This is a genomic window from Nocardia acidivorans NBRC 108247 (assembly GCF_001625085.1).
Lineage (GTDB): Bacteria > Actinomycetota > Actinomycetes > Mycobacteriales > Mycobacteriaceae > Nocardia > Nocardia acidivorans.
This window is the reverse complement of sequence record NZ_BDAW01000018.1, coordinates 1-22,254: the sequence shown is the minus strand read 5'-3', so window position 1 is coordinate 22,254 and position 22,254 is coordinate 1. Positions and strand designations below refer to the sequence as shown.

Genomic DNA, 22,254 nt, shown 5'->3' with positions numbered 1-22,254 from the left:
CCGCGCGCCCGGAGCCGTGGCAGCAGCCGGAGCCGCAGTGGCAGAACGACTCCCGGCGTCAGCCCGAGCCCTGGCAGAACGGTGCGCGCCAGCCCGAGCCGGAGTGGCAGAACGGCGTACCGCAGCGCCGCCCGCAGGCACAGCCCCCGCAACCTCAGCCCTGGCAGGATCAGGACCGGTGGCACGACGACGAACCCGCCGCCCCGCGCCCGGACGAGACGCGCCGCAACGGGCGCTCCGCCCCCGAACCCGCCCGGGGCGCGGAGTCCGATCGCGGCGGCCTGCCCGCGTGGTCGGCGCGAAGACGCCCGGCGCCCGAACCCGCCGCGCATGATCAGGGTTCTATTCCGACCACCGCCTGGACCTCACCGGATCAGGATCAGCAGCTGGTCTCCGGCGGCACGGTTGCCGGAGATCTGCTGCACAATGCGCTCGAGCGTGAAGACGAACGCGCGGAACGGGATTCGCGACGCGGCGGCAAACGTCGCGCCGGTGCTTCGCGACGCCGCGGCCATGACGATCATCCGGAGCCGGACGAACATCTCACCGATGTTTACTCACCGCTCGACGAGGATGACGAAGACTACGACGACGACGATTACGACGATGAGCCGCGGATCTCCATGGCCGAGCGCTTTTCGGCGGTCACGTCGAAGTTCACCGCGCGCGCCGGATCGCTCACCGCCGGAAGGAAATCCGCACCCGCCCGGGCGGCCGGAAATCGACTGCCGACCGATGACGAGAATCGCCGCCAATGGATGATCCTGGGCGGACAGAGTTTCGGCGCGGCGGTCGCTGGAATGTTGCTGTTCAAGGGTTTCGAGCGCATGTGGGAAATGCTCCCGTGGGTTGCGCTGGCGCTGGCGATGATCGTGATTCTGGGTTTGGTCGCGCTCGTGCGCGTATTGCGGCGCACCGATGACATTTTCAGCACTGTGATTGCCGTCGTCGTAGGCGTCTTTGTGACGCTCGGACCGCTAGCCTTTCTACTCAGTACGAACTGAGCAGGGAGCGGGCAGTGGGGAATAACGCGCAGGGGGCGAACGAAAACCGAGTCGGCCGAAGGGAAGTCCGAATAGGACTCTCCACCGCCTCGGTCTATCCGGAGAACACCGAGGCGGCGTTCCGATACGCGGCCGAACTCGGTTACGACGGCGTCGAATTGATGGTGTGGGCCGAACCGGCCAGCCAGAGCATCTCGACCGTGCAGTCGTTCACGCACAAATACGGGATGCCGGTGCTGGCGGTGCACGCGCCGTGTCTGCTGATCTCGCAACGGGTCTGGGGGTCGGACCCGATCGCGAAGCTCACCCGCAGCGTGCACACCGCCGAGGCGCTGGGCGCGGCCACCGTGGTGGTGCATCCGCCGTTCCGCTGGCAGCGCCGCTACGCCGAGGGTTTCGCCGCGCAGGTGGCCGAATTGGAGAACGCCAGTCCGGTCGCGGTCGCGGTGGAGAACATGTTCCCCATGCGGGTGGACACCCTCTTCGGCCGGGGCGGCGGTTCGGTCAAGCGCCTGGAGCGGCGCGGCGGTCCGGGGCCGTCCATCACCACCTTCAGCCCCTCCTTCGATCCGACCGACACCGGTTTCCGGCACTACACCCTGGACACCTCGCACACCGCGACGGCCGGAGTGGACCCGCTGGCGCTGGCCCGCCGGATGAGTTCGGGGCTGACCCATCTGCATCTGGCCGACGGCCGCGGCGCCGCCACGGACGAGCACCTCATTCCGGGCGAGGGCACCCAGCCGGTGGCCGAACTCTGTGAGCTGTTGCTGGCCAATGATTTCGACGGTCAGGCCGTGATCGAGGTGAATACCCAGATGGCCCGCACCACCATGGATCGCGCCGCCATGCTCCATCGCGCCCTGATCTTCGCGCGTACCCATCTCAACGGTGTCGCCCCGACCCCGACGTCGGCGCCGCAGCCCGAGCCGACCGGCGTCGGCAGCTGAAGTGATTCATCCCACCGGATGGGGAGTTCGCCGGTAGGTCGCTTGTACGCTGTACAAACCGACAGTGGAGAGGACCAGCGGATGACAACGGAGTTGACCGTCGAGCCGGATCAGGCGAGCGCACGCGCCGACGCGCCCTTCAGCCGCGTCTGCACGGTGACCGAACTCCCCTCGGATGATCCCGGCATCGGCCGCTACGCCGGTGTCATCGACCGCATCTGGACCATCGGCAAGAAGCTGCACGGCGGCACCATGGTCGCCGGCAGCGCCGCGGCCGCCACCGAATGGCTGCGCCGCACCGCCCCCGAGCGCGCCGAGATGTTCCCCATCGCCGCCAGCTCCGACTTCCTCGGCGCACCCGATCCGGGCGAGGTCGAGTACGAGGTCCGCACCCGCAAGATCGGCCGCCAGATCTGCCTCATCGACGCGAGCCTGATCCAGCACGGCCGCACCCTGGTGCACACCGCCTTCACGTTCAGTCACCTGGACGACACCGACCCGGTCTACGCCGCCGACCACGCCCAGGACATGTCCGCCGAACCCGATGAGCACGCGCTCGGCTACGGCGACGACAACCCGATGGGCAAGATCGTCCATGTGGCACAGGGCTCTTCGGTCGCACTCGACGCGAAGTGGGCGCGCTTCCTCGCCGGTGAGACCTCCGAACCCCGTCTGCGCCTGTGGATTCGGCCCTTCGACGGTGACGAGCGCGATCCCGACGTCGCGGCCTTCTTCGCCATGATGGCCGCCGACATGTCCCCGCCGGTGCCGATGAACCTCGGCCACTTCGGCTGGGCCCCAACGGTTCAGCTCACCACCTACCTGCGTCGTCGGCCCGCGCCCGGCTGGCTGCGCGTCATCGCGCACGCCCGCGAGGTCGGCGGCCGCATGTTCGACGAGGATCAACTCGTCATCGATTCCACGGGTGCGATCGTCGCGCAGAGCCGGCAGCTGGCCCTCATCCCGCAATCGCAATAAGGTCCCTTCGCACCCACCCACTAACCTTGATTTCCATGACAAGAGTTGCGGTGATCGGTGGAGGCCGGATCGGGGAGGCGTTGCTCGCCGGACTCCTCGAATCCGGGCGGGCGAGTAAAGATCTGGTGGTGGTCGAGCCGGTGCCGGCGCGCGCGGAATTGCTGGCGCAGCGCTTCGGGGTGCGGGTTACCGACGTCGTCGCCGATGCCGCCGTCGGCGCGGATCTGATCGTGATCGCCGTGAAGCCGCAGGATGTGGACGGCGTGGTCACCGAATTGGCCAAGGCTGAGCTCGGTGAGCAGGAGAACGAGGCGGTGATCGTCTCGCTGGCCGCGGGTGTGCCGACCATCAGGTTCGAGGCGAAGCTGCCCGCCGGTTTCCCGGTGGTGCGGGTCATGTCGAACACCCCGATGCTGGTGGGCCAGGGCATGAGCGCCATCGCGCCCGGCCGCTACGCCCGCAAGGAGCAGCTGGCGCTGGTCACCGAGGCGTTGGAGGCGGTCGGCAAGGTCGTCACGGTCTCCGAAGCGCAGATGGACGCGGTCACCGCGGTCTCGGGTTCGGGTCCGGCGTATTTCTTCCTGGTGGTCGAGGCCATGATCGACGGCGCGGTCGGTCTGGGCCTGACCCGCGATGTGGCGACCCAGCTGGTGGTGCAGACCATGCTCGGCTCGGCCGCGCTGCTGGAGGAGTCCAGCCAGTCTGCGGTGGAGTTGCGCGCGGCCGTCACCTCGCCCGCGGGGACCACCGCGGCGGGATTGCGAGAACTGGAGCGGGGTGCGGTGCGCTCGGCGTTCCACGAGGCGCTGAACGCCGCGAAACGCCGTTCCGTCGAACTCGGCGCGAGTGCTGATTAGCCTTACCAGCCAGTAGCTCGTTTGCTGCCGGGGTCCGACTCGCCACAGCAAAGGCTGATTTCTCACACCCGTCGCAGCAACACCACTGGTCCCGCTAAGCTTCAAGGAGCACGTGCGTGTCTGTTCCGCCGGTGGGGAAGCCGGCGGCGCGGGCGTGCCGGAGGTCAGTGGCGCAATGATGTCTGGAAACAGTCAAGCGAGGTCCGCGAACACCCCAGTCAGCGCAGTCGGCGGAAATGTTCTCGGTGGTGGAACCCAGTTCCTCACCGTGGCCGAAGTGGCGAATCTGATGCGGGTATCGAAAATGACGGTGTACCGGCTGGTGCATTCGGGAGAGCTGCCCGCGGTGCGGGTCGGCCGATCTTTCCGGGTGCACGCCAAGGCCGTGCACGACTATCTGGAGACGTCTTACTTCGACGCGGGGTGATCCCTTCGTAAGTCGAGGCGTTGAGCGGAACGAGCGGGTCGGCCCGGTTCCGGGCCACCCGTTTCGTTCGCTCGTCAGTGGCCCGGTAACATGAACCGGCATCCTGTACGTGCCGGTGGTGCCGTCGGGTCCATGTCGGCCCGTTACGGGTAGGACTGTGCAGGGTTGAAAGTGTGCTCCCCGCGAAGGTGGGGGTGACCCGAGAGAACGCGAGGAACAACCCTATGGGTTCTGTGATCAAGAAGCGCCGCAAGCGCATGTCGAAGAAGAAGCACCGCAAGCTGCTTCGCCGCACGCGCGTTCAGCGCAGGAAACTCGGCAAGTAAGCGCTGCGTCGTAGCTGGAAGCCCGTCACCTTCGGTGGCGGGCTTCCAGCCTTTTTTACGGTGACAGAACTCATCGTTAGATCCTGGTTAATACCCTTCGGGGACCCCCGGTCTCGCGGTTACCCTTGGAGCGCGGGAAAACTAGAAATGGGGGCTTGCGAGTGGGATCCGGTGTGACAGGTTCAGGCACCCGGGACGGTTCGGCGCCCAAGATCGTGATGGTGACCGGCGCGAGTCGGTTCTTCGGTGGCAATGTGGTGGCCCGGCTGGCCGCCGATCTCGCCATCGAACGCATTATCGCGGTCGACGCCAAACAACCGAGCCGGGAGTTGCTGCGTCGCATGGGCCGGGCCGAATTCGTTCGCGCCGATATTCGAAATCCGTTGATACGCAAGGTGATCGACGGTAACCAGGTGGATACGGTGGTGCACCCCGCGGCACTGTCGCGCCCGCCCGCGGGCGGCGGCCGCGCGGCCATGAAGGATATGAACGTACTGGGAGCCATGCAATTGTTCGCGGTGTGCCGCAAGGCATCCAGCGTGCGCCGCGTGGTGGTGCGCTCCTCCTCCGCCGTATATGGCTGCAGCGCCAAGGATCCGGTGAAATTCACCGAGGAAATGAGCGCGCGCACCCCACCGCGCGGTTGGTTCGCGCGGGACATGATCGAGGTGGAGGGATTCGTGCGCGGTTTGGCGCGCCGTCGTCCCGATATCTGTACCGCGATATTGCGTTTCCCGCCGATCGTGGGACCGCAGTTGGCGAATCGCGGTGTGCAGTATTTCCGTTCGCCGGTCACGCCCACCATCCTGGGTCGCGACCCGCGTATGCAGCTGCTGCACGAGGAGGACGCGATAGCGTCGCTCACCCATGCCGCGCTGGCCGCCCCGGGCGGCACCTTCAATGTCGCGGGCGACGGCGCCATGGCGTTGTCCCAGGCGATTCGCCGGGCCGGCCGGTTGGAAATGCCGGTGCCCTACTCCATGTTCCGCACCATCGGGCGCACCCTCATGGGTCCGGTGATGCGGGAGTTCACCGCCGAACAGATCGACTATTTTCATTTCGGCTGCGGTCTGGACACCACCAGGATGCGCAGCGAGCTGGGTTTCGAACCGCGCTGGACCACGGTGCAGGCTTTCGACGACTTCATAGGGGGCGCAGCGTTGCGGCCCGTGATCGATCCTCGCTGGATCGACGCCGCAGAGAACAAACTTCTCGGCCTGCTCGGGGCCGGGACGGGAGCACACCAATGAGTGATGTAGCGAAGGTGATTCGACTTCACGACGTGGATATCGAGGCCCGCCATCGGCCGTCGCGGGTCTGGCCGGGGGAGCGGGCCTTGCAGCCGGTGACCTCGCTGACCGATCGGCTCGCCGAGGTGGAGGCCCGACAGCCCAAGTCGCTGAGCGAGATGGTGCGGGGGGCAGTGGTCGAAGGCGTCGGCCGCACCGCCGATTTCGCGCGCCGCCGCCTCACCGGTGACTATCAGGTCGACGAATTCGGTTTGGACGAGCACCTTTTGGAAACGGTGATCCTGCCGTTGCTGCGTCCGCTGTCCGAATTGTGGTTCCGGGTCGAGGTCAATGGCATCGAGAATATTCCGGAGGCGGGCGGTGCGCTGATTGTCGCCAATCACGCGGGCACGGTGCCGATCGACGGCATGATGCTGCAGTTGGCGGTGCACGATAAGCATCCCAAACAGCGCGCATTGCGACTGCTGGCCGCAGATCTCATTTTCGAACTGCCGTTGATCGGTGGTATGGCGCGTAAGGCCGGGCACACCCTGGCGTGCCCGGCCGATGCCGAAAGGCTTTTGCGCGCAGGCGAAGTCGCGGGTGTCTTCCCCGAGGGCTACAAGGGAATCGGTAAGCCGTTCGGCGACCGCTATAAGCTACAGCGTTTCGGCCGCGGCGGTTTCGTCTCGGCGGCGGTGCGCACCGGTGTGCCGATCATTCCGTGCTCGATCGTCGGTTCGGAGGAGATCTATCCGAAGATCGCCGATATCAAGCCGCTCGCGCGTCTGCTCGGTCTGCCGTATTTCCCTGTGACACCGACCTTTCCGCATCTGGGTCCGTTGGGTGCGATCCCGTTCCCGTCGAAGTGGTACATCGAATTCGGTGAGCCGATTCCGACCACCGAATACGAACCGTCGGATGCCGATGATCCGATGACCATGTTCGAGATCACCGATCAGGTGCGCGAAACCATTCAGAGCACGCTGTACAAGAATCTCACCAAGCGGCGTAATCCCTTCACCGGATAGCGTTGGCGGATAACGAATCAGGGTGCGGCCCGGTCCTATTGGACCGGGCCGCACCGCTTTTCACTGGGGAGTTGTGCCCCACCTCGCCGAGAGACCGCATAAGCAACTTGTGTTGACTAGTTCCGGTTAGTCAACTACGGTTGCTTACATGGCCGCTGATGACACATCCCCCGCTCAGGACCCGGCCGACCGGCTCGCCGCCGTGGTGGCCCTGCGACGGCTGGCGGACCAGCTGGAAGACGCCGCCGTCGAACAGGCGATGCGCGCGAATTGGAGTTGGCCGCAGGTCGCCGAGGCACTCGGCGTCACCCGGCAGGCGGTGCACAAGAAACACGCCAAGCGGCTCATCGCCGCGGGCGTCTCGCTGAGGAGGCGACAATGACCGGCTTCGACAAATATCTGCACGCGATCATCACCCGCGGGTCCGAATACGCTCGAGTCGATGGATCGGCGACCATCGAGGCCCAGCATCTGCTGCTCGCGATCGCGGCCGAGGCGGACCCCGGCACCGATCGAATCCTGACCGCCGCCGGTGTGACCGAGTCCGGCATCCGGGCCGCACTGGACCGCGAATTCGAACACAGCCTGGCGGCGGCCGGGGTGTCGGTCGCCGATTACGCACCGCCGCAACCGCGTCCGGCCGCCGAACGCCCGAAGAATATCGGCGCTTCGGTCAAACTCGCGCTCGACCGCACCTTCACGACCGTCAGCCGCAGCCGGGTACGCCCCGAACATCTGTTGCTCGGCATTCTGCGCGCGGAGGTCGGCACCGTGCCCCGGGCACTCACCCTCGCGGGTATCGACCTCCCGGACCTGCGTGCGCGTATCGAACGCGAACTCTCCGAATATCACGTGTGAAAGGCGATTTGCGATGCACACCGATACGGTCGTGCTCGATGTCGAGGGCCTGCGCATGCGCTACGGCAGCACCGATGTCCTGCACGATGTGACCTTCTCGGCCCGGCGGGGCGAGGTGCTCTGCCTGCTCGGACCCAATGGCGCGGGCAAGACCACCACCATCGAGATCATGGAGGGGTTCCGGCTGCGCTCCGCCGGTCGGGTCGAGGTGCTCGGCACGGATCCCGCACGCGCGGGGGAGGATTGGCGGGCGCGGGTCGGAATCGTCCTGCAATCCTGGCGTGACCACGGTAAGTGGCGGGTCCGGGAACTGCTGGCGCATCTGGGCCGGTACTACGCCGGGTACGCCACCGCGGCGATCGAACGCCCTTGGGACGCAGACTAATTGGTGGCCGCGGTGGGCCTCGCCGAACAGGCGGATCGCAAGGTGCGCATGCTCTCGGGCGGGCAGCGCCGTCGATTGGACGTGGCGATCGGTCTGGTCGGCCGCCCCGAATTGGTATTCCTGGACGAACCCACCGCCGGGCTGGACCCGATAGCCCGCCGCGCGTTCCACGAACTCATCGAGAGGTTGGCCGCCGAGGGCGAAACCACCATCGTGCTGACCACCCATGATCTGGCCGAGGCCGAGAGACTGGCCGACCGGATTCTGGTGCTGGACGCGGGCCGGATCATCGCGGACGGCACCGCCGCCGAACTCGCCGCGCAGATCGCCGGGGCCGACGAGGTGCGCTGGGTGCGTGCCGGACAGCGCTTCCGGCAGCACACCGCCGATTCGACGGCCTTCGCGTTCGACCTGTTCCAGCGGTACGGCACCGCGATCGAAAACCTGGAAATCCGCCGGGCGTGTCTGGAGGACACCTATCTCGCACTGGTGCACCGGGCCGAAACCGCCGCGGCCCTCGACGCCGAGGAGGCGGCCTGATGAACCCCACCGCCCGCGCCTGGCGGATCGGCTGGTCCCGCGGCCTGATCGAACTGCGGCAGTCCTTCACCAATGGCGAGGAACTGTTCAGTCATTTCCTCTGGCCGGTACTCATGGTGACCACCCTGTTCTTCCTGCGCGATGTGACCTTCGGCCAGACCGGATTCGCGCTGGGCGCATTGGTGCTGCCGAGCATTCTGGGCATGAACGCGGCCATGTCGATGGTCAGCATGAGTCAGCAGCTCACTGCCGACCGTGAGGACGGAACCCTGTTGCGCGCCAAGGCGACACCGCACGGGATGGCCGGCTATCTGATCGGCCGGATCGTGTCGGTCTCGGCTGGGCTGCTCGCCGATCTGGCCATCTTCCTGATTCCCGCGCTGTTCATCATTTCCGGGCTCGCCATCGGTGACCCCACCGCCTGGCTCACGCTGGCCTGGGTGCTGGCGCTGGGTTTGATGGCGACCCTGCCGATCGGCGCGGTGCTGGGTTCGATATTCACCAGTGCGCGCGGTCAGGGCCTGCTCACGCTGCCCGTGCTGGGCGTGATCGCGATCTCCGGAATCTTCTATCCGATTGCGGCGCTACCGATGTGGGTGCAGGTGATCGCCCAGGTATTTCCGATCTACTGGCTCGGCCTGGGCATGCGCTCGGCACTGCTGCCCGACATTGCGGTGACCGTCGAACTCGGCGATTCCTGGCGACATCTGGAAACCATTGCGGTACTGGGTGTTTGGGCAGTGCTGGGGCTGCTGATCGCACCCGTGGTGCTACGCCGAATGGCCCGGCGGGAGTCGGGAACCAGTGTGGCGCAACGACGTGAGAAGGCGCTGCGGCGCGTATGAGCGCGGCGGAGTCGCCGTCGCGGAGCGCGCCGAGCCCTAGCTCGCGCGCGCTTCGCGTTTGCGGCTGATGACCGCGGCCGCCGCGCCACCGGCCGCGCCGAGTGCGAGTGCGGTGGGCACGCCGACCTTCGCGGCCTTGCGGCCGGTGCGGAAGTCGCGGATTTCCCAGCCGCGATTCTTGGCTACCTCGCGCAGATCCGCGTCCGGATTGATGGCCACGGCCGTGCCGACCAGCGAGAGCATGGGCACATCATTGTGGCTGTCCGAATAGGCGGTGCACCGCTTGAGGTTCAGGCCCTCGCGAATGGCCAGGGTGCGGACCGCGTGCGCCTTGCCGAGCCCGTGCAGGATATCGCCGACCAGGCGGCCGGTGAACACGCCGTCATGGCTCTCGGCGACCGTGCCGAGCGCGCCGGTGAGTCCGAGCCGTTTGGCGATGACCTGCGCCAGCTCCACCGGTGTCGCGGTGACCAGCCACACCTGCTGTCCGGCGTCCAGGTGCATCTGGGCGAGCGCGCGGGTGCCGGGCCAGATCTTGTCGGCGATGATCTCGTCGTAGATCTCCTCGCCGAGGGCGGCGAGTTCGGCGGTGGGGCGCCCGGCGATGAACTCCAGGGCGCGCTCCTTACCGCTGGACATATCGGCGCTGTTCTCTTTGCCGGTGACCCGGAATTTGACCTGCTTCCAGGCGATGTCGACCAGGTCGGAGGTCTTGAAGTACTTGCGGGCGGCGAGCCCGCGCGCGAAGTGCACGATGGACGCGCCCTGCACCATGGTGTTGTCCACATCGAAGAACGCCGCGGCCGTGAGATCGCGCGGTATCGAGGGACGGGGTTCGTCGTACAGCGCCAGTTCGGCGTCGTGCAGCGCGAGGGCGGCGTCGGCGCTGGCCTCACCGGCCAGGTTGGCACGCACCTCTTCCTCGCTGGGTCCGAACGGGCTGCGGGTGATTCTGGTGAACTGGTCCTGTAGACCCTGTCCCCAGCGGGCCGGGAATTCCCCGAATCGGCCCGCGATCAATCCCGACCGTGAGTCCTTCGAACCCGTTCCGGCCTCTTTCGATCGTTCCGGCACCAGTACCTCCGCCTGTTAGCGCGAACAATGTCCACAGTAACGCCCAGGGGTGACGCTGACGTAGACGGCGAACGACATGACGGGTGTTGAATATTCGATATGAGCGTTCCCACCCATTCGGTGACCCTGTTGACGCGGGCCGGCTGCGGACTCTGCGCGGTCGCGCTGGAGCAATTGCGGCCGATCTGCGCCGAGTTCGATGTCGAGATCGCGCTCGTGGATGTGGACGAGGCCGCGGCCACCGATCCCGGCCTGCGCGCGGAGTACGGCGATCGATTGCCGGTGGTGCTGTTGAACGGCCGCGAACACAGCTATTTCGATGTGGACGAACCGCGCTTGCGCGCCGATCTCGCGCGTTGAAACAGCGGGTCGTCCGGTTCGCTCCCCGAGCGGCCCGACGCCACCCCGTAACCGGGTGTTCGAGTGTTCGATTCCCGGCGCGTTGCATGGCGGGTTCGGGTTGTGCGGGGTTGAATGAATCCCGGGGCAGGAGGCCCCCGGCAAAGTGACTGAATTCACCGACTTTGTGCAGGGCTTCACAAGCGGTTACGGTGGTGGCACGCAACCCCGCCCTCAGCGGAAGCGACCCCGAACCCCTGACTCGACCTCGTCTGTTATGACCGCCCCGTGACGGTCACCGGCGTCGGGTCACACAAGAACCCGGACACTCACCCCGGCCGGACGAGGAGCGCAAGCGACGTGACAGAGCAGCATGAGACGCCGCAGAGTGGTGTCTCGGCCAAGGCTCTGCAGAAGGACATCCCGCAGGCCACGGTGGCGCGGCTGGCCACCTATCTCCGGGTTCTCGCCGTGCTCGCCGACGATGGTGTTGCCATCGTATCGAGTGAGGAACTGGCTGTCGCGGCGGGTGTCGGTTCCGCCAAGTTGCGCAAGGATCTTTCCTTCCTCGGACCCAACGGTGTTCGCGGTGTCGGGTACGACGTGATCAAGCTGCGCGACCGCATCGAGGATGTGCTCGGACTATCCGAGGGACATCGGGTGGTGCTGGTCGGCGCGGGTCATCTGGGCCGGGCGCTGGTCGGTTACGGCGGTTTCCGGCGGCGCGGTTTCGCCATGGTCGGACTGTTCGACAACGATCCGGCGGTCATCGGCACCACGGTGTGCGGACTGCCGGTGCGCGATGTGTCCGAACTGACCGATGCGGTGGCGGTATTGGAGCCGACCATCGCGGTCATCACCACGCCGGACGCCGCCGCACAGGGCGTCTGCGATCGGCTGGTCGCGGCGGGCGTGCTGTGCATTCTGAGCTTCTCGCCGGTGGCGCTGGACGCGCCGCCGCACGTGGAGGTGCGGCGGGTAGATCTGGCCGTGGAGATGCAGTTGCTCTCCTTCGAGCTGGCCCGCAACGCGGAGGCCACCCAAGAGGCGGTGGCCGCCGTGGGCGATTCGGTGGGCGTGATCTACACGCCGGAGGCAACCAGCAAGGGAGCGGTGGTCCAGCCATGAGTGTGCTTCTCGTCGGGATCTCACATCGCAGCGCGCCGGTTGCGGTGCTCGAGAAGATCGCGATCACCGAGCACGATCGGCCCAAGCTGACCGAGAAGATGCTGGCCTCCAGCCACGTCTCCGAAGCCATGATCGTCTCCACCTGCAATCGCGTGGAGATCTACGCCGTCGTCGATGCCTTCCACCCCGCGCTCGGCGAGATCAGCGAATTGCTGACCAAGCATTCCGGGCTGCCGCTGCCCGAACTCACCAAGCACGCGTACGTCCGCTACGCCGAGGCCGCCGCCGAACATCTCTTCGCGGTCGCCTCCGGACTGGATTCGATGGTGGTGGGCGAGCAGCAGGTGCTCAGCCAGATTCGCGCCGCCTACGCCGCCTCGGATTCCCAGCAGGCCGCCGGGCGCACCCTGCACGAGCTGGCCCAGCATTCGCTGCGGGTCGGCAAGCGGGTGCATTCGGAGACCGGGATCGACCGCGCGGGCGCGTCGGTGGTGTCCGTGGCGCTGGATCGCGCGCGGCTGGTGCTCGGTCCGCTCGAGGGCCGCACCGCGCTGGTACTGGGCGCGGGCGCCATGGGCGGGCTCGCGGTCGCGCAGCTGGCGCGGGCCGGGGCCGGCCGCATCATCGTGGTGAACCGGACGCTGGAACGCGCTGAGCGACTTGCCAATACGGCCACCACCATGCACGGCGTCGCCGCCGAGGCGATGGATATGGACCGGTTGGTCGAGGCCATGGCCGCGGCCGAGGTCGTGGTCACCTGTACCGGCGCGGTCGGCACCGTGGTCAGCATCGCCGATGTGCACCATGCGCTTTCGGCTCCCGGCGCGAGCGAGCAGCTGGTCATCTGCGATCTGGGCCTGCCCCGCGATGTGGATCACGCGGTGGCCGGACTGCCGGGCGTCACCGTCATCGATATGGAGACGCTGCAGCGCGATCCGTCGGCCGGCGCGGCCGCCGCCGACACCGCCGCCGCGCGCACCATCGTCGCCGACGAACTCACCAAATACCTTGCCGGACAGCGTATGGCCGAGGTCACCCCGACCGTGGCCGCGCTGCGGCAAATGGCCGCCGATGTGGTCGAGGGCGAGCTGTTGCGGCTGGATTCGCGACTACCCGGGCTGGACGCCACCCATCGCGAAGAGGTGGCGCGCACCGTGCGCCGCGTGGTCGACAAACTGCTGCACGCGCCGACGGTGCGGGTCAAGCAGTTGGCCTCCACGCCCGGCGGGGACAGCTACGCCGAGGCGCTGCGGGAGCTATTCGAACTCAAACCCGGTGCGGCGCAGGCGGTTGCGGCTCCGATGGAGATCTCCACGCCGGCCGGCGTGCTGGCCGACGATTTCACCGCCGCCCATTCGGGGGACGAACAGGGGCTGACCGCATGACCGGAGCGATGGTGCAGGACACACAGACAGGGCGGGAAGCCGTGCCGGACACAATGCGTGGAACCGTCGACGCGCCGTGGCGCATCGGTACCCGAGGCTCGCTGCTGGCCCTGACCCAGGCCGGGCATGTCCGCGATGAGCTCATCGCCGCCGGTCAGCAGGCCGAGCTGGTGATCGTCAAGACCGCGGGCGACCAGTCCTCCGCACCGGTGCAGACCATCGGCGTCGGCGTCTTCACCGCCGCGCTGCGCGACGAATTGGCCGCGGGCACGGTCGATATCGCGGTGCACTCGTACAAGGATCTGCCCACCGCGCAGGACCCTCGCTTCGAGATCGCGGCCATTCCGGCGCGCCAGGATCCGCGCGATGCCCTGGTGGCGCGCGACGGTCTGGTGCTGGGCGAGCTGCCCGCGGGCTCGCGTATCGGCACCTCCGCCCCGCGCCGCGCCTCCCAGCTGCTGGCCCTGGGCCTCGGCCACGAGATCGTGCCGCTGCGCGGCAATCTCGACACCAGACTTGCCAAAGTAGCCAATGGTGAACTCGATGCCGTCGTGGTGGCCCGGGCCGGGCTGGCCCGCATCAACCGCCTCGACGCCGTGACCGAATCGCTGGAGCCGGTGCAGATGCTGCCCGCCCCCGCGCAGGGCGCGCTCGCGGTCGAATGCCGCAGCGAGGACACCGAACTCGTGACCATCCTGTCCGCCCTCGACGATGCCGGCACCCGTGCCGCCATCACCGCCGAGCGGGCGCTGCTGGCCGAACTGGAGGCGGGTTGCACCGCCCCGATCGGCGCGCTGGCCGAGGTCGTCGAATCCCTCGACGATGACGGCCGGGTGGTGGATGAACTGTCGCTGCGCGGTTGCGTGGCGGCGATCGACGGCTCGGACACCATCCGGGCCTCCGTGGTCGGCTCGCTCGCGGATGCCGCGGAATTGGGCCGTGCACTGGCGCGTGAGCTCTTGGAGCTGGGGGCGCGCGACCTGCTCAGTGACCCCGGGGATGGCAGCCCGGTGGCCGAGCAATCCGACGACAGCAGCAATCCCAGCCCAATGGAGAATATTCGATGAGTGAGCGCAGCGAACGAATCACGGACACAGCGCCCGCGGGCATCGCTGCGCCGAGCGCCAGCGAGGTGCAGCGATGAGCCGAGCGACGAAGAAGCACCCCGGCCGGATCCTTTTCGTAGGGTCCGGGCCCGGTGATCCTGCGCTGCTGACCGTGCGCGCCCGTGAGGTGCTCGCGCGGGCGGAGCTCGCGTTCACCGACCCGGATGTCGACAAGGGCGTGCTCGCCCTGATCGGCACCGCCTCCGAGCCGGGACCCGACGGGCAGTTGCCCGTCGATGTGCGCCCGGCGCTCGGTGATGCCGCCGAGGTCGCCAAGACGCTGATCGCCGAGGCCCGCAACGGCTTCGACGTGGTGCGCCTGGTCTCCGGTGACCCGCTGACCACCGATTCGGTGATCCAGGAGGTCAATGCCGTCACCCGCTCGCACCTGATGTTCGAGGTGCTGCCCGGGCTGTCGGCCGGAACCACGGTGCCCGCCTACGCGGGCATCGAATTGGGCTCCAGCCACACCGAGGTCGATGTGCGCGGTGAGGTGGACTGGGCGGCCGTCGCGGCCGCGCCCGGTCCACTGGTGCTGCACGCCACCTCCGGACATCTGGCCGAGACCGCCAGCGCGCTGGTGGAGCACGGGATGGCCCCGCAGACCCCGGTGGCGGTGACCGTGCGCGGCACCACCCGGCAGCAGCGCACCATCGACGCCACCCTCGCGACGTTGAACAACGCGGCCTCGGAAATGGTCGGCCCGCTTGTCGTCACCGTCGGCAAAGAGGTCGAGAAGCGCGCCAAGACGTCCTGGTGGGAGTCGCGGGCGCTGTACGGCTGGACCGTCCTGGTGCCGCGCACCAAGGAGCAGGCGGGCGAGATGAGCGAGAAGCTCGTCATGCACGGCGCGATTCCGATGGAGGTCCCGACCATCGCCGTCGAGCCGCCGCGCAGCCCCGCGCAGATGGAGCGCGCGGTCAAGGGTCTGGTCGACGGCCGCTACCAGTGGGTGGTGTTCACCTCCACCAACGCGGTGCGCGCGGTGTGGGAGAAGTTCGGCGAATTCGGTTTGGACGCACGGGCTTTCTCCGGGGTGAAGATCGCCTGCGTGGGCGAGGCCACCGCGGAGAAGGTGCGCTCGTTCGGCATCAATCCGGAGCTGATCCCCAGCGGTGAGCAGTCCTCCGAGGGCCTGCTGGCCGACTTCCCGCCCTACGACGACGTTTTCGATCCGGTGAACCGGGTGCTGTTGCCGCGCGCCGATATCGCCACCGAAACCCTGGCCGAGGGTCTGCGCGACCGCGGCTGGGAGATCGACGATGTCACCGCGTACCGCACCGTGCGGGCCTCCCCGCCCCCGGCGGAGACCCGCGAGATGATCAAGACCGGCGGTTTCGACGCGGTGCTGTTCACTTCGTCCTCCACCGTCCGCAATCTGGTCGGCATCGCCGGAAAGCCGCACGCCCGCACCATCGTCGCCTGTATCGGTCCCAAGACCGCCGAGACGGCGATCGAATTCGGCCTGCGCGTGGACGTTCAGCCCGAGACCGCCCAGGTCGGCCCGCTCGTCGAGGCGCTCGCCGAGCACGCCGCCCACCTGCGTGCCGAGGGTCTGCTGCCCCCGCCGCGCAAGAAGAGCCGTCGCAGCCGCTGATCCGGCCAGTCGACCCCGATCGGCCCCCGCCTGCGAGGCGGGGGCCGATCAACTTCCGCCTGGAAAACATTGCCCATGGAAGTAACGGCATTTCACATTTCGAGGCCCGGCTTACTGTTCGCATGATGAAGCGAATTATGGTGAATGTAATTGGGGCCGCAGCCTTTTCGAGCGGAATTCTGATGGCGGCAATGGGTTCCGCGGCGGCCGCGCCGCAGGGCATTCCGCCCGAATCCGCGCCCATCGCGGATTCGGGCACCGGTTCCGCGACCGGTTCCGCGCAACTCCTGCTCAAATGTCTGAGCAGCGGTTCCTCGGTGGCCCCCGGCGACTCGATGGGATTCCCGGCGCTCTGTCGTTGACCTCTTCGCCGTCGATGTGTGCCGGATGGTCCGGCTCGCCGGGAAGGCGGGCCGGACCGATGGGGCGGGATCAGCGCTGGGCGGCCATCATTCGCCGGACCATACGGCAGGTGGCGTCCGAGGGCCAGTGCACGCCGACGAAATCGGCTGTCTCCCTGATCTTTTCGTTGGTGGCCTGCTCCGGGGCGAAGGTGCCCGCGTCCAGCAGGGCGATGGCCAGGCGCATGGCCTTGATGCGCCGATTGTGTGAGATGTACCAGGAGCGCGGGCGGCCCGCGGGTAGTGGTTGCTTGATGAGCGGGCGCCAGGCGTGATCGATCACGTCCCCCTTCTTGGGCACCGCGGCCTCATCGGACATGTTTGTCTTGCTGGACATGTTGGGTACGGCTGCAAGCACGACCAATCCTCCCTGTCGCGATCAGAGTTCGCGGGGCGGAATCTCCCCGTGATCTCTTCGAACACATCTTCGATTCTACTCGGGGGTACCGACAAAGTCCGCTGCTCACAAAGGTTTACGGGATATCAGCGGCCAACCTCCGGAGGCCCCCGCGACGGGCGCGCGGCACGGGCATATCATCGCCCTATGACCGGAATGGACCGCCCCCGGCGGTTGCGCCGCACCCCAGCTCTGCGCCGCCTGGTGGCTGAAACCACACTGCAGCCACGGCAATTGGTGCTCCCCATGTTCGTCGCCGACGGGCTCACCGAACCTCGTGAAATCTCTTCCATGCCCGGCGTTTTCCAGCATTCGATGGATTCGCTGCGCAAGGCCGCGGTGGAGGCCGTCGCGGCGGGCGTCGGCGGACTCATGCTGTTCGGCGTGCCACGGCCCGAGGACAAGGACGCCGACGGCAGTCAGGCCAGTGATCCGAACGGCATTCTGAATCGCGGACTCCGGGCGCTGGTCAACGAGGTCGGCGGGTCGACGGTCGTGATGGCCGACACCTGCTTGGACGAATTCACCGATCACGGCCACTGCGGTGTCCTCGGCGCGGACGGCGGCGTCGACAATGACGCCACGCTGCGCCGCTATGTCGAGATGGCGGTCGCGCAGGCCGAGACCGGCGCGGATCTGCTCGGCACCAGCGGCATGATGGACGGTCAGGTCGGTGCGATTCGCGAGGGCCTGGACGCGGCCGGACATATCGACACCGCGATCCTGGCCTACGCCGCCAAATACGCCTCCGCCTTCTACGGTCCCTTCCGGGAGGCGGTCGGCTCCTCGCTGGAGGGCGATCGCCGTACCTACCAACAGGATCCGGCCAATCGCCGCGAGGCCATCCGCGAGCTGGAGCTCGATCTCGCCGAGGGCGCGGATATCGTCATGGTGAAGCCCGCCATGTCGTATCTGGACATCCTGCGCGATGTCGCCGATCGCTCCACGGTGCCGGTGGCGGCGTATCAGATCTCGGGCGAGTACGCGATGATCACCGCCGCCGCGCAGAACGGCTGGATCGATCGCCGCGGCGCGATTCTGGAGTCGCTCCTGGGTATTCGGCGCGCGGGAGCGGATATGGTGCTCACCTACTGGGCCACCGAAGCCGCGCACTGGCTTGGCTGAACAGGCTCTCCCCGCGGTGAATTCGATGATCCCCCCGACGGGCGCGCGCCCGGTGCCCGAGGACGTGCGCACCTCCTGCCAACTCTGGTGCGCGGCACTGGCGCTCGGCGTGGTGCAGGTGGTCGCGGTGCTGCTCGCCCAGCTGGGGCAGCGCGGGGAGCTGGCGCGGGAGATGGTCGAGCGCGCGGCGGGCACCGCGCAGCCGGTGACCTTGGCGCAGGCGCGATTACAGGTGCTGGTGGGGCTCACCGTGATCGCACTGCTGTGGTTGGCGCTCAATGGCGCGGGCGCGGCCGTGGTGTATCAGCTGTGGCGTGGAAAGAACTGGGCGCGTGCGGTTCTGACCGGGTACGCGTTCTTCCTGGCGCTCGGCGCGGGTTTGGCGATTATCGGCAAGAGCACGCTGTCGGGGGTGGCGGGCATGGTCGCCGGGGGCGCCTCGATCGTGCAGGCGGTGCTCGCCGGCGGTGCCGTATTCCTTTGCCACCGAATCGATTCGGAGCCGTTCTTCCGGCCCGGACCGCGATGAGTACTGCGAAGTTTGTTACAAGCCTACTACCGGGTATGGTGAGGGCTGTCACAAAGAGTTCGGGAACCGGACGTCGCTCGTCATGCGTTAGACCATGGCCTGTTCGACACCGGAGAGGCGGAGGCAATGATGCGAGTGGTTATCCAGCAACCACACAGCCTTCGGCGCGATGTGCTGGGGTTGAGCCTGCTGTTCCTGTTCGGACTGCTCACCCTCGCCGTGCTGTTGATCCCGGGTCTGCTCGCCTGAGCGCAATGCGCCGCTCGTCCGGTTCGCGTGGTCCCGCTAGGTTCTACCTATGAGTGACCCCGCCGAGAACGTGCTGTTCTCCGAGCCCGGTGCGCGCTATCGCACCATCGCGTACGGTCCCGTGCTGTGTGCGATCGTGCTGGGGCTGGAGGTCATTCGCGGCGGTCAGGCGCACTGGTTCGGGCTGATCTTCTGCGGGTTGCTGCTGGCCGGGTTCGTCTGGTTGCAGGTGATCGCCGGTAAGCGGCACATCAGCGTCGAACTCACCCCCGACACGCTGCGCGAGGGCACCGAAACGCTGCCGCTGCGCAACATCGCCCAAGTGTTGCCCGAGATCGATGAAGAGTCCTGGGATGATGTGGACTGGGAATCGGCGCGCGCACTCGGCGAACTCACCGGGGTGCCGCGGCGGCGCAAGGGCATCGGGGTGAAACTGCGCGACGGCAGCCTGGTGCAGGCGTGGGCGCGGGATCACCACACCCTGCGGGCCGAACTCACCGCGGCGGTCGCGGCGCTGGACGGTTCCGGTGTGCCGGTGGCCGAGGCCGATTCCGCGCCGGCGGCCGACGCCGGAACGGCCGAGGGTGACCAAGGGAAGGAGGCGCGGTGATGCGATGGCTCGCCGTGCTCGCCGAACTCGGCCTGGCCGTCCTGATCGCGGCGGCCGCGATCTGGTGCTGGCGCAATGGGGTGCACACCACCTGGTTCAAGCCCACCGGCGATGCGCCGGGCTTCTCGGCGACCCGGTACTCGGGGCCGTGGCTGGCGGGGTCCGCGGCGGTCATGATCATCGCCGGACTGCTCGGCATCGACGGGGTGGCCAGGGCGCTGCGTCCGACACGCCGGGTGCCGGTGCGCGAAGATCGCTGATCACCGGTTTCCGCAATTGCGCGGGCGGACAATGGAGTCCATGACGCAGCTGCCGATTATGTCGTTCTCCTGGTTGGACCTACTACCGCCCCAGTTGAATTGCCTGTTCAGTACCGGCTGGGCCGCATTCTGCCTCGGGGTGCCGCTGTCCTAGCGGCACCCGTACGACTCACTCCCAGTTCTGGTAAATATCCAGCACTCGTCCACCGCGCGTTCCGGGTGCATTGAAATAGACCACGACGGAGCCGTCGGGGTGGTCGGCGGCCTCCATCACCACCTGCCGCAGCGAGGCATGGACGCCACCGCTGCCGTCCTTGTAGATATTGGTGTCCGGTTTCAGGCCCGCACCCATCCGGCTCAGCGGTACGAACATGCTCACCACCGCCGGAATCGGGCCGCCCGCCAGCGCCGCGGTCTCGTCGTGCGACAGCGCCATTCCGATTCGCCCCTGATCGGGCTGCACGATCGGCGCGCCCGCGCTCGCCACCCCGGCCCCCAGGATCAGCCCCGCCGAGATTCCCACCGTCACCACCACTGGTCCCGCACCGATCCGCATACCGTTCAGCCCTTCCTCGATGCCGCTGCCTGAGTCGTGAGATTACGCATCAGCAACTCTTCAGCGATCGATGTTGCGCCCGAACGACTCCGGCGTGTTGTTCTCCGTCGGTCCGGGTGCGGCGCTGTCACCTGCGATGACGCTCCGGACGCCGTAGCGGATGCGGCCCGGGCGCACAGATGCGAAGATGACAGGTTCGATGTGGGACAACCCACTCTCCTACACCCTGTCGTCGACGGGCTTGCGGGCGGCTGAGAGACTGGGTGCCGTGAGTTCTTCTCCGCGTGTGAGCCGGGCGTCGGTGCCGGTCTCAGCCCAGCTTTTCGAACGCGCCGCGGCGGTCATTCCGGGTGGGGTGAATTCGCCGGTGCGAGCCTTCAATTCGGTGGGCGGGACGCCGCGGTTCATCGCCTCCGCGAGCGGGTACACGCTGACCGATGCCGATGGCAACGACTACGTGGACCTGGTGTGTTCCTGGGGTCCGATGATTCTCGGGCACGCGCATCCGGAGGTCGTGGAGGCCGTGCGGCGGGCCGCGGGCGGTGGTCTGTCGTTCGGCGCGCCCACCGAGGCGGAGATCGAACTGGCCGAGGCCATCGCGGCGCGGGTCGAGCCCGTCGAGCGGGTGCGCCTGGTGAACTCGGGCACCGAGGCCACCATGAGCGCGGTTCGGCTGGCGCGCGGCTACACCGGCCGCAGCAAGATCATCAAGTTCAGCGGTTGCTATCACGGGCATGTGGACGCCCTGCTCGCCGATGCAGGATCCGGCCTCGCGACCCTGGGCCTGCCCACCTCGCCCGGTGTCACCGGCGCGCAGGCGGCCGACACCATCGTGCTGCCGTACAACGATCTCGCGGCCGTGGCGGCGGCTTTCGCCGCGCATCCCGGGCAGATCGCCTGCGTCATCACTGAGGCGGCGGCGGGCAATATGGGTGCGGTCGCACCGCTGCCCGGATACAACGCGGGCCTGCGCGAACTGACCGCGAACGATGGCGCGCTGCTCATCATGGACGAGGTCATGACCGGTTTCCGGGTGAGCCCCTCGGGGTGGTACGGCCTGGAGGGCGTCGCGGGCGACCTCTACACCTTCGGCAAGGTGATGAGCGGCGGCCTGCCCGCCGCCGCCTTCGGCGGTCGCGCCGAGATCATGAACCGGCTGGCACCGCTCGGCCCGGTCTATCAGGCGGGCACGCTGTCCGGGAATCCGGTCGCGGTGGCGGCGGGCCTGGCCACGCTGCGCGCCGCCGACGCCGAGGTCTACGCCGCGCTCGATCGCAATGCCGCGCGGCTCGGCGCACTGCTCGGTGACGCGCTCACGGCCGAGGGCGTCCGGCATCAGGTGCAATTCGCAGGCAATATGGTGAGCGTGTTCTTCGCCGACACCCCGGTCACCGACTATGCCGCCGCCAAGGCGGCCGAGACCTGGCGTTTCCCCGCCTTCTTCCACGCCCTGCTCGATGCCGGTGTGTACGCGCCGCCGAGCGCCTTCGAGGCATGGTTCGTCTCCGCGGCACTCGACGAGGACGCATTCGACCGCATCGCCGCCGCCCTCCCCGCCGCCGCGCGTGCCGCGGCAGCCGCCACCCCCGAAGGATCCGCCGCGTGACCTCCCAATCCGACACCGGTCTACCCGCCCCCGGGCCCCATCCGGCCCCGCTCACCCCCGCCGAAGCTTCCCGCCTGCTGGACTCCATCCGTCAGGCCGAGGACGAGCTCGCCGAGACCGGCGAGCTCATCGCCGTCGCTCCGGCGGACGAAACCCCCGCGCCCGCAACTGATTCCGCCGATGCGCCGAATGACTCGAGCGTGCAGCCGCCGCTGACCGCGGTGGCGGAGGCCGCCGCGGCCGCCGCCGAGCCCGAGTCGTCGGCCGCCGTCGTCGACGAAGCGGCCGATGCCGCCGCCGAGGTCGAAACGGCCGGAGGGTATTTCGCCGCGGATGTCGCATTCGCCGCCGAGTCCGAAATCGGTGTGCAGGATCTCCCGAAAATCGTCGCCGACGAGGGTGAGGCTGGATCCGGCCACTCCTCCGCCGCGGGCGAGTCCCCTGCCCCGGCCGATACGGGTG

Annotated in this window: 26 protein-coding genes and 2 pseudogenes; 25 read left to right on the top strand and 3 right to left on the bottom strand. The window is 67.8% G+C overall.

The annotated features are described in order from the left end of the window. The 12 genes and pseudogenes from NA10_RS38610 to NA10_RS11720 all read left to right on the top strand — a co-directional run. The coding region (locus NA10_RS38610) for an Rv0497 family membrane protein (RefSeq protein ID WP_067567161.1) at positions 1-1,004 on the top strand (1,004 nt) is incomplete at its 5' end. Between the two features lie 14 nt (positions 1,005-1,018). Next, positions 1,019-1,954 (top strand): sugar phosphate isomerase/epimerase family protein, encoded by a 936-nt coding sequence (locus NA10_RS11765; protein ID WP_067567159.1) that lies wholly within the window; start codon positions 1,019-1,021, stop codon positions 1,952-1,954. Between the two features lie 81 nt (positions 1,955-2,035). Beyond that, positions 2,036-2,932, top strand: coding sequence for a thioesterase family protein (locus NA10_RS11760; protein WP_067567157.1), 897 nt, complete (start codon positions 2,036-2,038; stop codon positions 2,930-2,932). A gap of 35 nt (positions 2,933-2,967) precedes the next feature. Then, positions 2,968-3,789, top strand: a complete 822-nt coding sequence (gene proC / locus NA10_RS11755; RefSeq protein WP_084514545.1) for a pyrroline-5-carboxylate reductase — start codon at positions 2,968-2,970, stop codon at positions 3,787-3,789. 175 nt (positions 3,790-3,964) lie between these two features. Beyond that, the gene (locus NA10_RS35480; protein ID WP_228566073.1) at positions 3,965-4,216 is read left to right on the top strand and encodes a helix-turn-helix domain-containing protein; all 252 of its coding nucleotides are present in this window, start codon (positions 3,965-3,967) and stop codon (positions 4,214-4,216) included. A gap of 224 nt (positions 4,217-4,440) precedes the next feature. Beyond that, entirely contained in the window at positions 4,441-4,542 is a 102-nt protein-coding gene (locus NA10_RS35475) for a 30S ribosomal protein bS22 (protein WP_003402602.1), read from the top strand. A gap of 218 nt (positions 4,543-4,760) precedes the next feature. Continuing rightward, the gene (locus NA10_RS11745; protein ID WP_067567151.1) at positions 4,761-5,792 is read left to right on the top strand and encodes an NAD-dependent epimerase/dehydratase family protein; all 1,032 of its coding nucleotides are present in this window, start codon (positions 4,761-4,763) and stop codon (positions 5,790-5,792) included. Then, positions 5,789-6,802, top strand: a complete 1,014-nt coding sequence (locus NA10_RS11740; protein ID WP_067567149.1) for a lysophospholipid acyltransferase family protein — start codon at positions 5,789-5,791, stop codon at positions 6,800-6,802. The genes NA10_RS11745 and NA10_RS11740 overlap by 4 nt, the downstream gene beginning before the upstream one ends. A 148-nt stretch (positions 6,803-6,950) precedes the next feature. Continuing rightward, positions 6,951-7,184: a hypothetical protein gene (locus tag NA10_RS11735; protein ID WP_067567147.1), complete on the top strand. Its 234-nt coding sequence runs from the start codon at positions 6,951-6,953 to the stop codon at positions 7,182-7,184. Beyond that, the gene (locus tag NA10_RS11730; protein WP_067567146.1) at positions 7,181-7,660 is read left to right on the top strand and encodes a Clp protease N-terminal domain-containing protein; all 480 of its coding nucleotides are present in this window, start codon (positions 7,181-7,183) and stop codon (positions 7,658-7,660) included. The genes NA10_RS11735 and NA10_RS11730 overlap by 4 nt, the downstream gene beginning before the upstream one ends. Positions 7,661-7,673: 13 nt before the next feature. Then, a pseudogene (locus NA10_RS39140) lies at positions 7,674-8,585 on the top strand (ABC transporter ATP-binding protein). Continuing rightward, positions 8,585-9,430 carry an ABC transporter permease gene (locus tag NA10_RS11720; RefSeq protein ID WP_067567144.1) on the top strand — a complete coding sequence of 282 codons (846 nt, stop codon included), beginning with the start codon at positions 8,585-8,587 and terminating at the stop codon, positions 9,428-9,430. The pseudogene NA10_RS39140 and the gene NA10_RS11720 overlap by 1 nt, the downstream one beginning before the upstream one ends. A gap of 36 nt (positions 9,431-9,466) precedes the next feature. Here NA10_RS11720 and NA10_RS11715 read toward each other — a convergent pair whose 3' ends face one another. Further along, positions 9,467-10,504 (bottom strand): HAD family hydrolase, encoded by a 1,038-nt coding sequence (locus NA10_RS11715; protein ID WP_157556399.1) that lies wholly within the window; start codon positions 10,502-10,504, stop codon positions 9,467-9,469. Positions 10,505-10,603: 99 nt separating this feature from the next. Between NA10_RS11715 and NA10_RS11710 the strand changes: the two genes are divergently transcribed. The 6 genes from NA10_RS11710 (at position 10,604) to NA10_RS36645 (ending at position 16,421) form a co-directional block, all read left to right on the top strand. Continuing rightward, positions 10,604-10,864, top strand: coding sequence for a glutaredoxin family protein (locus NA10_RS11710; RefSeq protein ID WP_067567140.1), 261 nt, complete (start codon positions 10,604-10,606; stop codon positions 10,862-10,864). 339 nt (positions 10,865-11,203) lie between these two features. Beyond that, positions 11,204-11,971: a redox-sensing transcriptional repressor Rex gene (locus tag NA10_RS11705; RefSeq protein WP_084514544.1), complete on the top strand. Its 768-nt coding sequence runs from the start codon at positions 11,204-11,206 to the stop codon at positions 11,969-11,971. Next, positions 11,968-13,356: a glutamyl-tRNA reductase gene (locus NA10_RS11700; protein ID WP_067567138.1), complete on the top strand. Its 1,389-nt coding sequence runs from the start codon at positions 11,968-11,970 to the stop codon at positions 13,354-13,356. Before NA10_RS11705 ends, NA10_RS11700 begins: the two co-directional genes overlap by 4 nt. Before the next feature lie 53 nt (positions 13,357-13,409). Next, positions 13,410-14,423, top strand: coding sequence for a hydroxymethylbilane synthase (gene hemC / locus NA10_RS11695; protein ID WP_067567166.1), 1,014 nt, complete (start codon positions 13,410-13,412; stop codon positions 14,421-14,423). A gap of 73 nt (positions 14,424-14,496) precedes the next feature. Beyond that, a complete protein-coding gene (locus tag NA10_RS11690; RefSeq protein ID WP_067567136.1) occupies positions 14,497-16,059 on the top strand; it encodes a bifunctional uroporphyrinogen-III C-methyltransferase/uroporphyrinogen-III synthase in 1,563 nt (520 codons plus the stop codon). A 182-nt stretch (positions 16,060-16,241) separates the two neighbouring features. Continuing rightward, the gene (locus NA10_RS36645) at positions 16,242-16,421 is read left to right on the top strand and encodes a hypothetical protein (protein WP_157556397.1); all 180 of its coding nucleotides are present in this window, start codon (positions 16,242-16,244) and stop codon (positions 16,419-16,421) included. A gap of 70 nt (positions 16,422-16,491) precedes the next feature. On the opposite strand, the gene NA10_RS11685 is transcribed toward NA10_RS36645, so the two are convergent. Next, positions 16,492-16,797, bottom strand: coding sequence for a hypothetical protein (locus NA10_RS11685; RefSeq protein ID WP_245677152.1), 306 nt, complete (start codon positions 16,795-16,797; stop codon positions 16,492-16,494). 207 nt (positions 16,798-17,004) lie between these two features. Between NA10_RS11685 and hemB the strand changes: the two genes are divergently transcribed. From hemB to NA10_RS11665, 5 genes are all read left to right on the top strand, one after another. Continuing rightward, a complete protein-coding gene (hemB, locus tag NA10_RS11680) occupies positions 17,005-17,982 on the top strand; it encodes a porphobilinogen synthase (protein ID WP_067567134.1) in 978 nt (325 codons plus the stop codon). Between the two features lie 25 nt (positions 17,983-18,007). After that, positions 18,008-18,511 (top strand): hypothetical protein, encoded by a 504-nt coding sequence (locus NA10_RS11675; RefSeq protein ID WP_157556395.1) that lies wholly within the window; start codon positions 18,008-18,010, stop codon positions 18,509-18,511. A 126-nt stretch (positions 18,512-18,637) separates the two neighbouring features. Beyond that, positions 18,638-18,760, top strand: coding sequence for a hypothetical protein (locus NA10_RS39135; protein ID WP_281180167.1), 123 nt, complete (start codon positions 18,638-18,640; stop codon positions 18,758-18,760). Positions 18,761-18,809: 49 nt separating this feature from the next. Then, complete coding sequence (gene mce1N, locus NA10_RS11670) at positions 18,810-19,370, top strand: transport-regulating membrane protein Mce1N (RefSeq protein WP_067567132.1); 561 nt, start codon at positions 18,810-18,812, stop codon at positions 19,368-19,370. Beyond that, a complete protein-coding gene (locus NA10_RS11665; RefSeq protein ID WP_067567130.1) occupies positions 19,370-19,630 on the top strand; it encodes a hypothetical protein in 261 nt (86 codons plus the stop codon). Before mce1N ends, NA10_RS11665 begins: the two co-directional genes overlap by 1 nt. Before the next feature lie 169 nt (positions 19,631-19,799). Here NA10_RS11665 and NA10_RS11660 read toward each other — a convergent pair whose 3' ends face one another. Then, positions 19,800-20,186: a hypothetical protein gene (locus NA10_RS11660; RefSeq protein WP_067567128.1), complete on the bottom strand. Its 387-nt coding sequence runs from the start codon at positions 20,184-20,186 to the stop codon at positions 19,800-19,802. 268 nt (positions 20,187-20,454) lie between these two features. Here NA10_RS11660 and hemL point away from each other — a divergent pair, with 268 nt between their 5' ends. Then, positions 20,455-21,792: a glutamate-1-semialdehyde 2,1-aminomutase gene (gene hemL / locus NA10_RS11655; protein ID WP_067567125.1), complete on the top strand. Its 1,338-nt coding sequence runs from the start codon at positions 20,455-20,457 to the stop codon at positions 21,790-21,792. After that, positions 21,789-22,254, top strand: a pseudogene (locus tag NA10_RS11650) (hypothetical protein); the annotation flags it as partial. The gene hemL and the pseudogene NA10_RS11650, both read left to right, overlap by 4 nt.

Excerpts from the sequence above, each read along its gene's own strand:
- NA10_RS11760 (WP_067567157.1), top strand. The coding sequence starts at position 2,036 with ATGACAACGGAGTTGACCGTCGAGCCGGATCAGGCGAGCGCACGCGCC.
- proC (WP_084514545.1), top strand. The coding sequence starts at position 2,968 with ATGACAAGAGTTGCGGTGATCGGTGGAGGCCGGATCGGGGAGGCGTTG.
- NA10_RS35480 (WP_228566073.1), top strand. The coding sequence starts at position 3,965 with ATGATGTCTGGAAACAGTCAAGCGAGGTCCGCGAACACCCCAGTCAGC.
- NA10_RS35475 (WP_003402602.1), top strand. The coding sequence starts at position 4,441 with ATGGGTTCTGTGATCAAGAAGCGCCGCAAGCGCATGTCGAAGAAGAAG.
- NA10_RS11745 (WP_067567151.1), top strand. The coding sequence starts at position 4,761 with ATGGTGACCGGCGCGAGTCGGTTCTTCGGTGGCAATGTGGTGGCCCGG.
- NA10_RS11740 (WP_067567149.1), top strand. The coding sequence starts at position 5,789 with ATGAGTGATGTAGCGAAGGTGATTCGACTTCACGACGTGGATATCGAG.
- NA10_RS11735 (WP_067567147.1), top strand. The coding sequence starts at position 6,951 with ATGGCCGCTGATGACACATCCCCCGCTCAGGACCCGGCCGACCGGCTC.
- NA10_RS11730 (WP_067567146.1), top strand. The coding sequence starts at position 7,181 with ATGACCGGCTTCGACAAATATCTGCACGCGATCATCACCCGCGGGTCC.
- NA10_RS11720 (WP_067567144.1), top strand. The coding sequence starts at position 8,585 with ATGAACCCCACCGCCCGCGCCTGGCGGATCGGCTGGTCCCGCGGCCTG.
- NA10_RS11710 (WP_067567140.1), top strand. The coding sequence starts at position 10,604 with ATGAGCGTTCCCACCCATTCGGTGACCCTGTTGACGCGGGCCGGCTGC.
- NA10_RS11700 (WP_067567138.1), top strand. The coding sequence starts at position 11,968 with ATGAGTGTGCTTCTCGTCGGGATCTCACATCGCAGCGCGCCGGTTGCG.
- hemC (WP_067567166.1), top strand. The coding sequence starts at position 13,410 with ATGCGTGGAACCGTCGACGCGCCGTGGCGCATCGGTACCCGAGGCTCG.
- NA10_RS11690 (WP_067567136.1), top strand. The coding sequence starts at position 14,497 with ATGAGCCGAGCGACGAAGAAGCACCCCGGCCGGATCCTTTTCGTAGGG.
- NA10_RS36645 (WP_157556397.1), top strand. The coding sequence starts at position 16,242 with ATGGCGGCAATGGGTTCCGCGGCGGCCGCGCCGCAGGGCATTCCGCCC.
- NA10_RS11685 (WP_245677152.1), bottom strand. The coding sequence starts at position 16,797 with ATGTCCAGCAAGACAAACATGTCCGATGAGGCCGCGGTGCCCAAGAAG.
- hemB (WP_067567134.1), top strand. The coding sequence starts at position 17,005 with ATGACCGGAATGGACCGCCCCCGGCGGTTGCGCCGCACCCCAGCTCTG.
- NA10_RS11675 (WP_157556395.1), top strand. The coding sequence starts at position 18,008 with ATGATCCCCCCGACGGGCGCGCGCCCGGTGCCCGAGGACGTGCGCACC.
- NA10_RS39135 (WP_281180167.1), top strand. The coding sequence starts at position 18,638 with ATGATGCGAGTGGTTATCCAGCAACCACACAGCCTTCGGCGCGATGTG.
- mce1N (WP_067567132.1), top strand. The coding sequence starts at position 18,810 with ATGAGTGACCCCGCCGAGAACGTGCTGTTCTCCGAGCCCGGTGCGCGC.
- NA10_RS11665 (WP_067567130.1), top strand. The coding sequence starts at position 19,370 with ATGCGATGGCTCGCCGTGCTCGCCGAACTCGGCCTGGCCGTCCTGATC.
- NA10_RS11660 (WP_067567128.1), bottom strand. The coding sequence starts at position 20,186 with ATGCGGATCGGTGCGGGACCAGTGGTGGTGACGGTGGGAATCTCGGCG.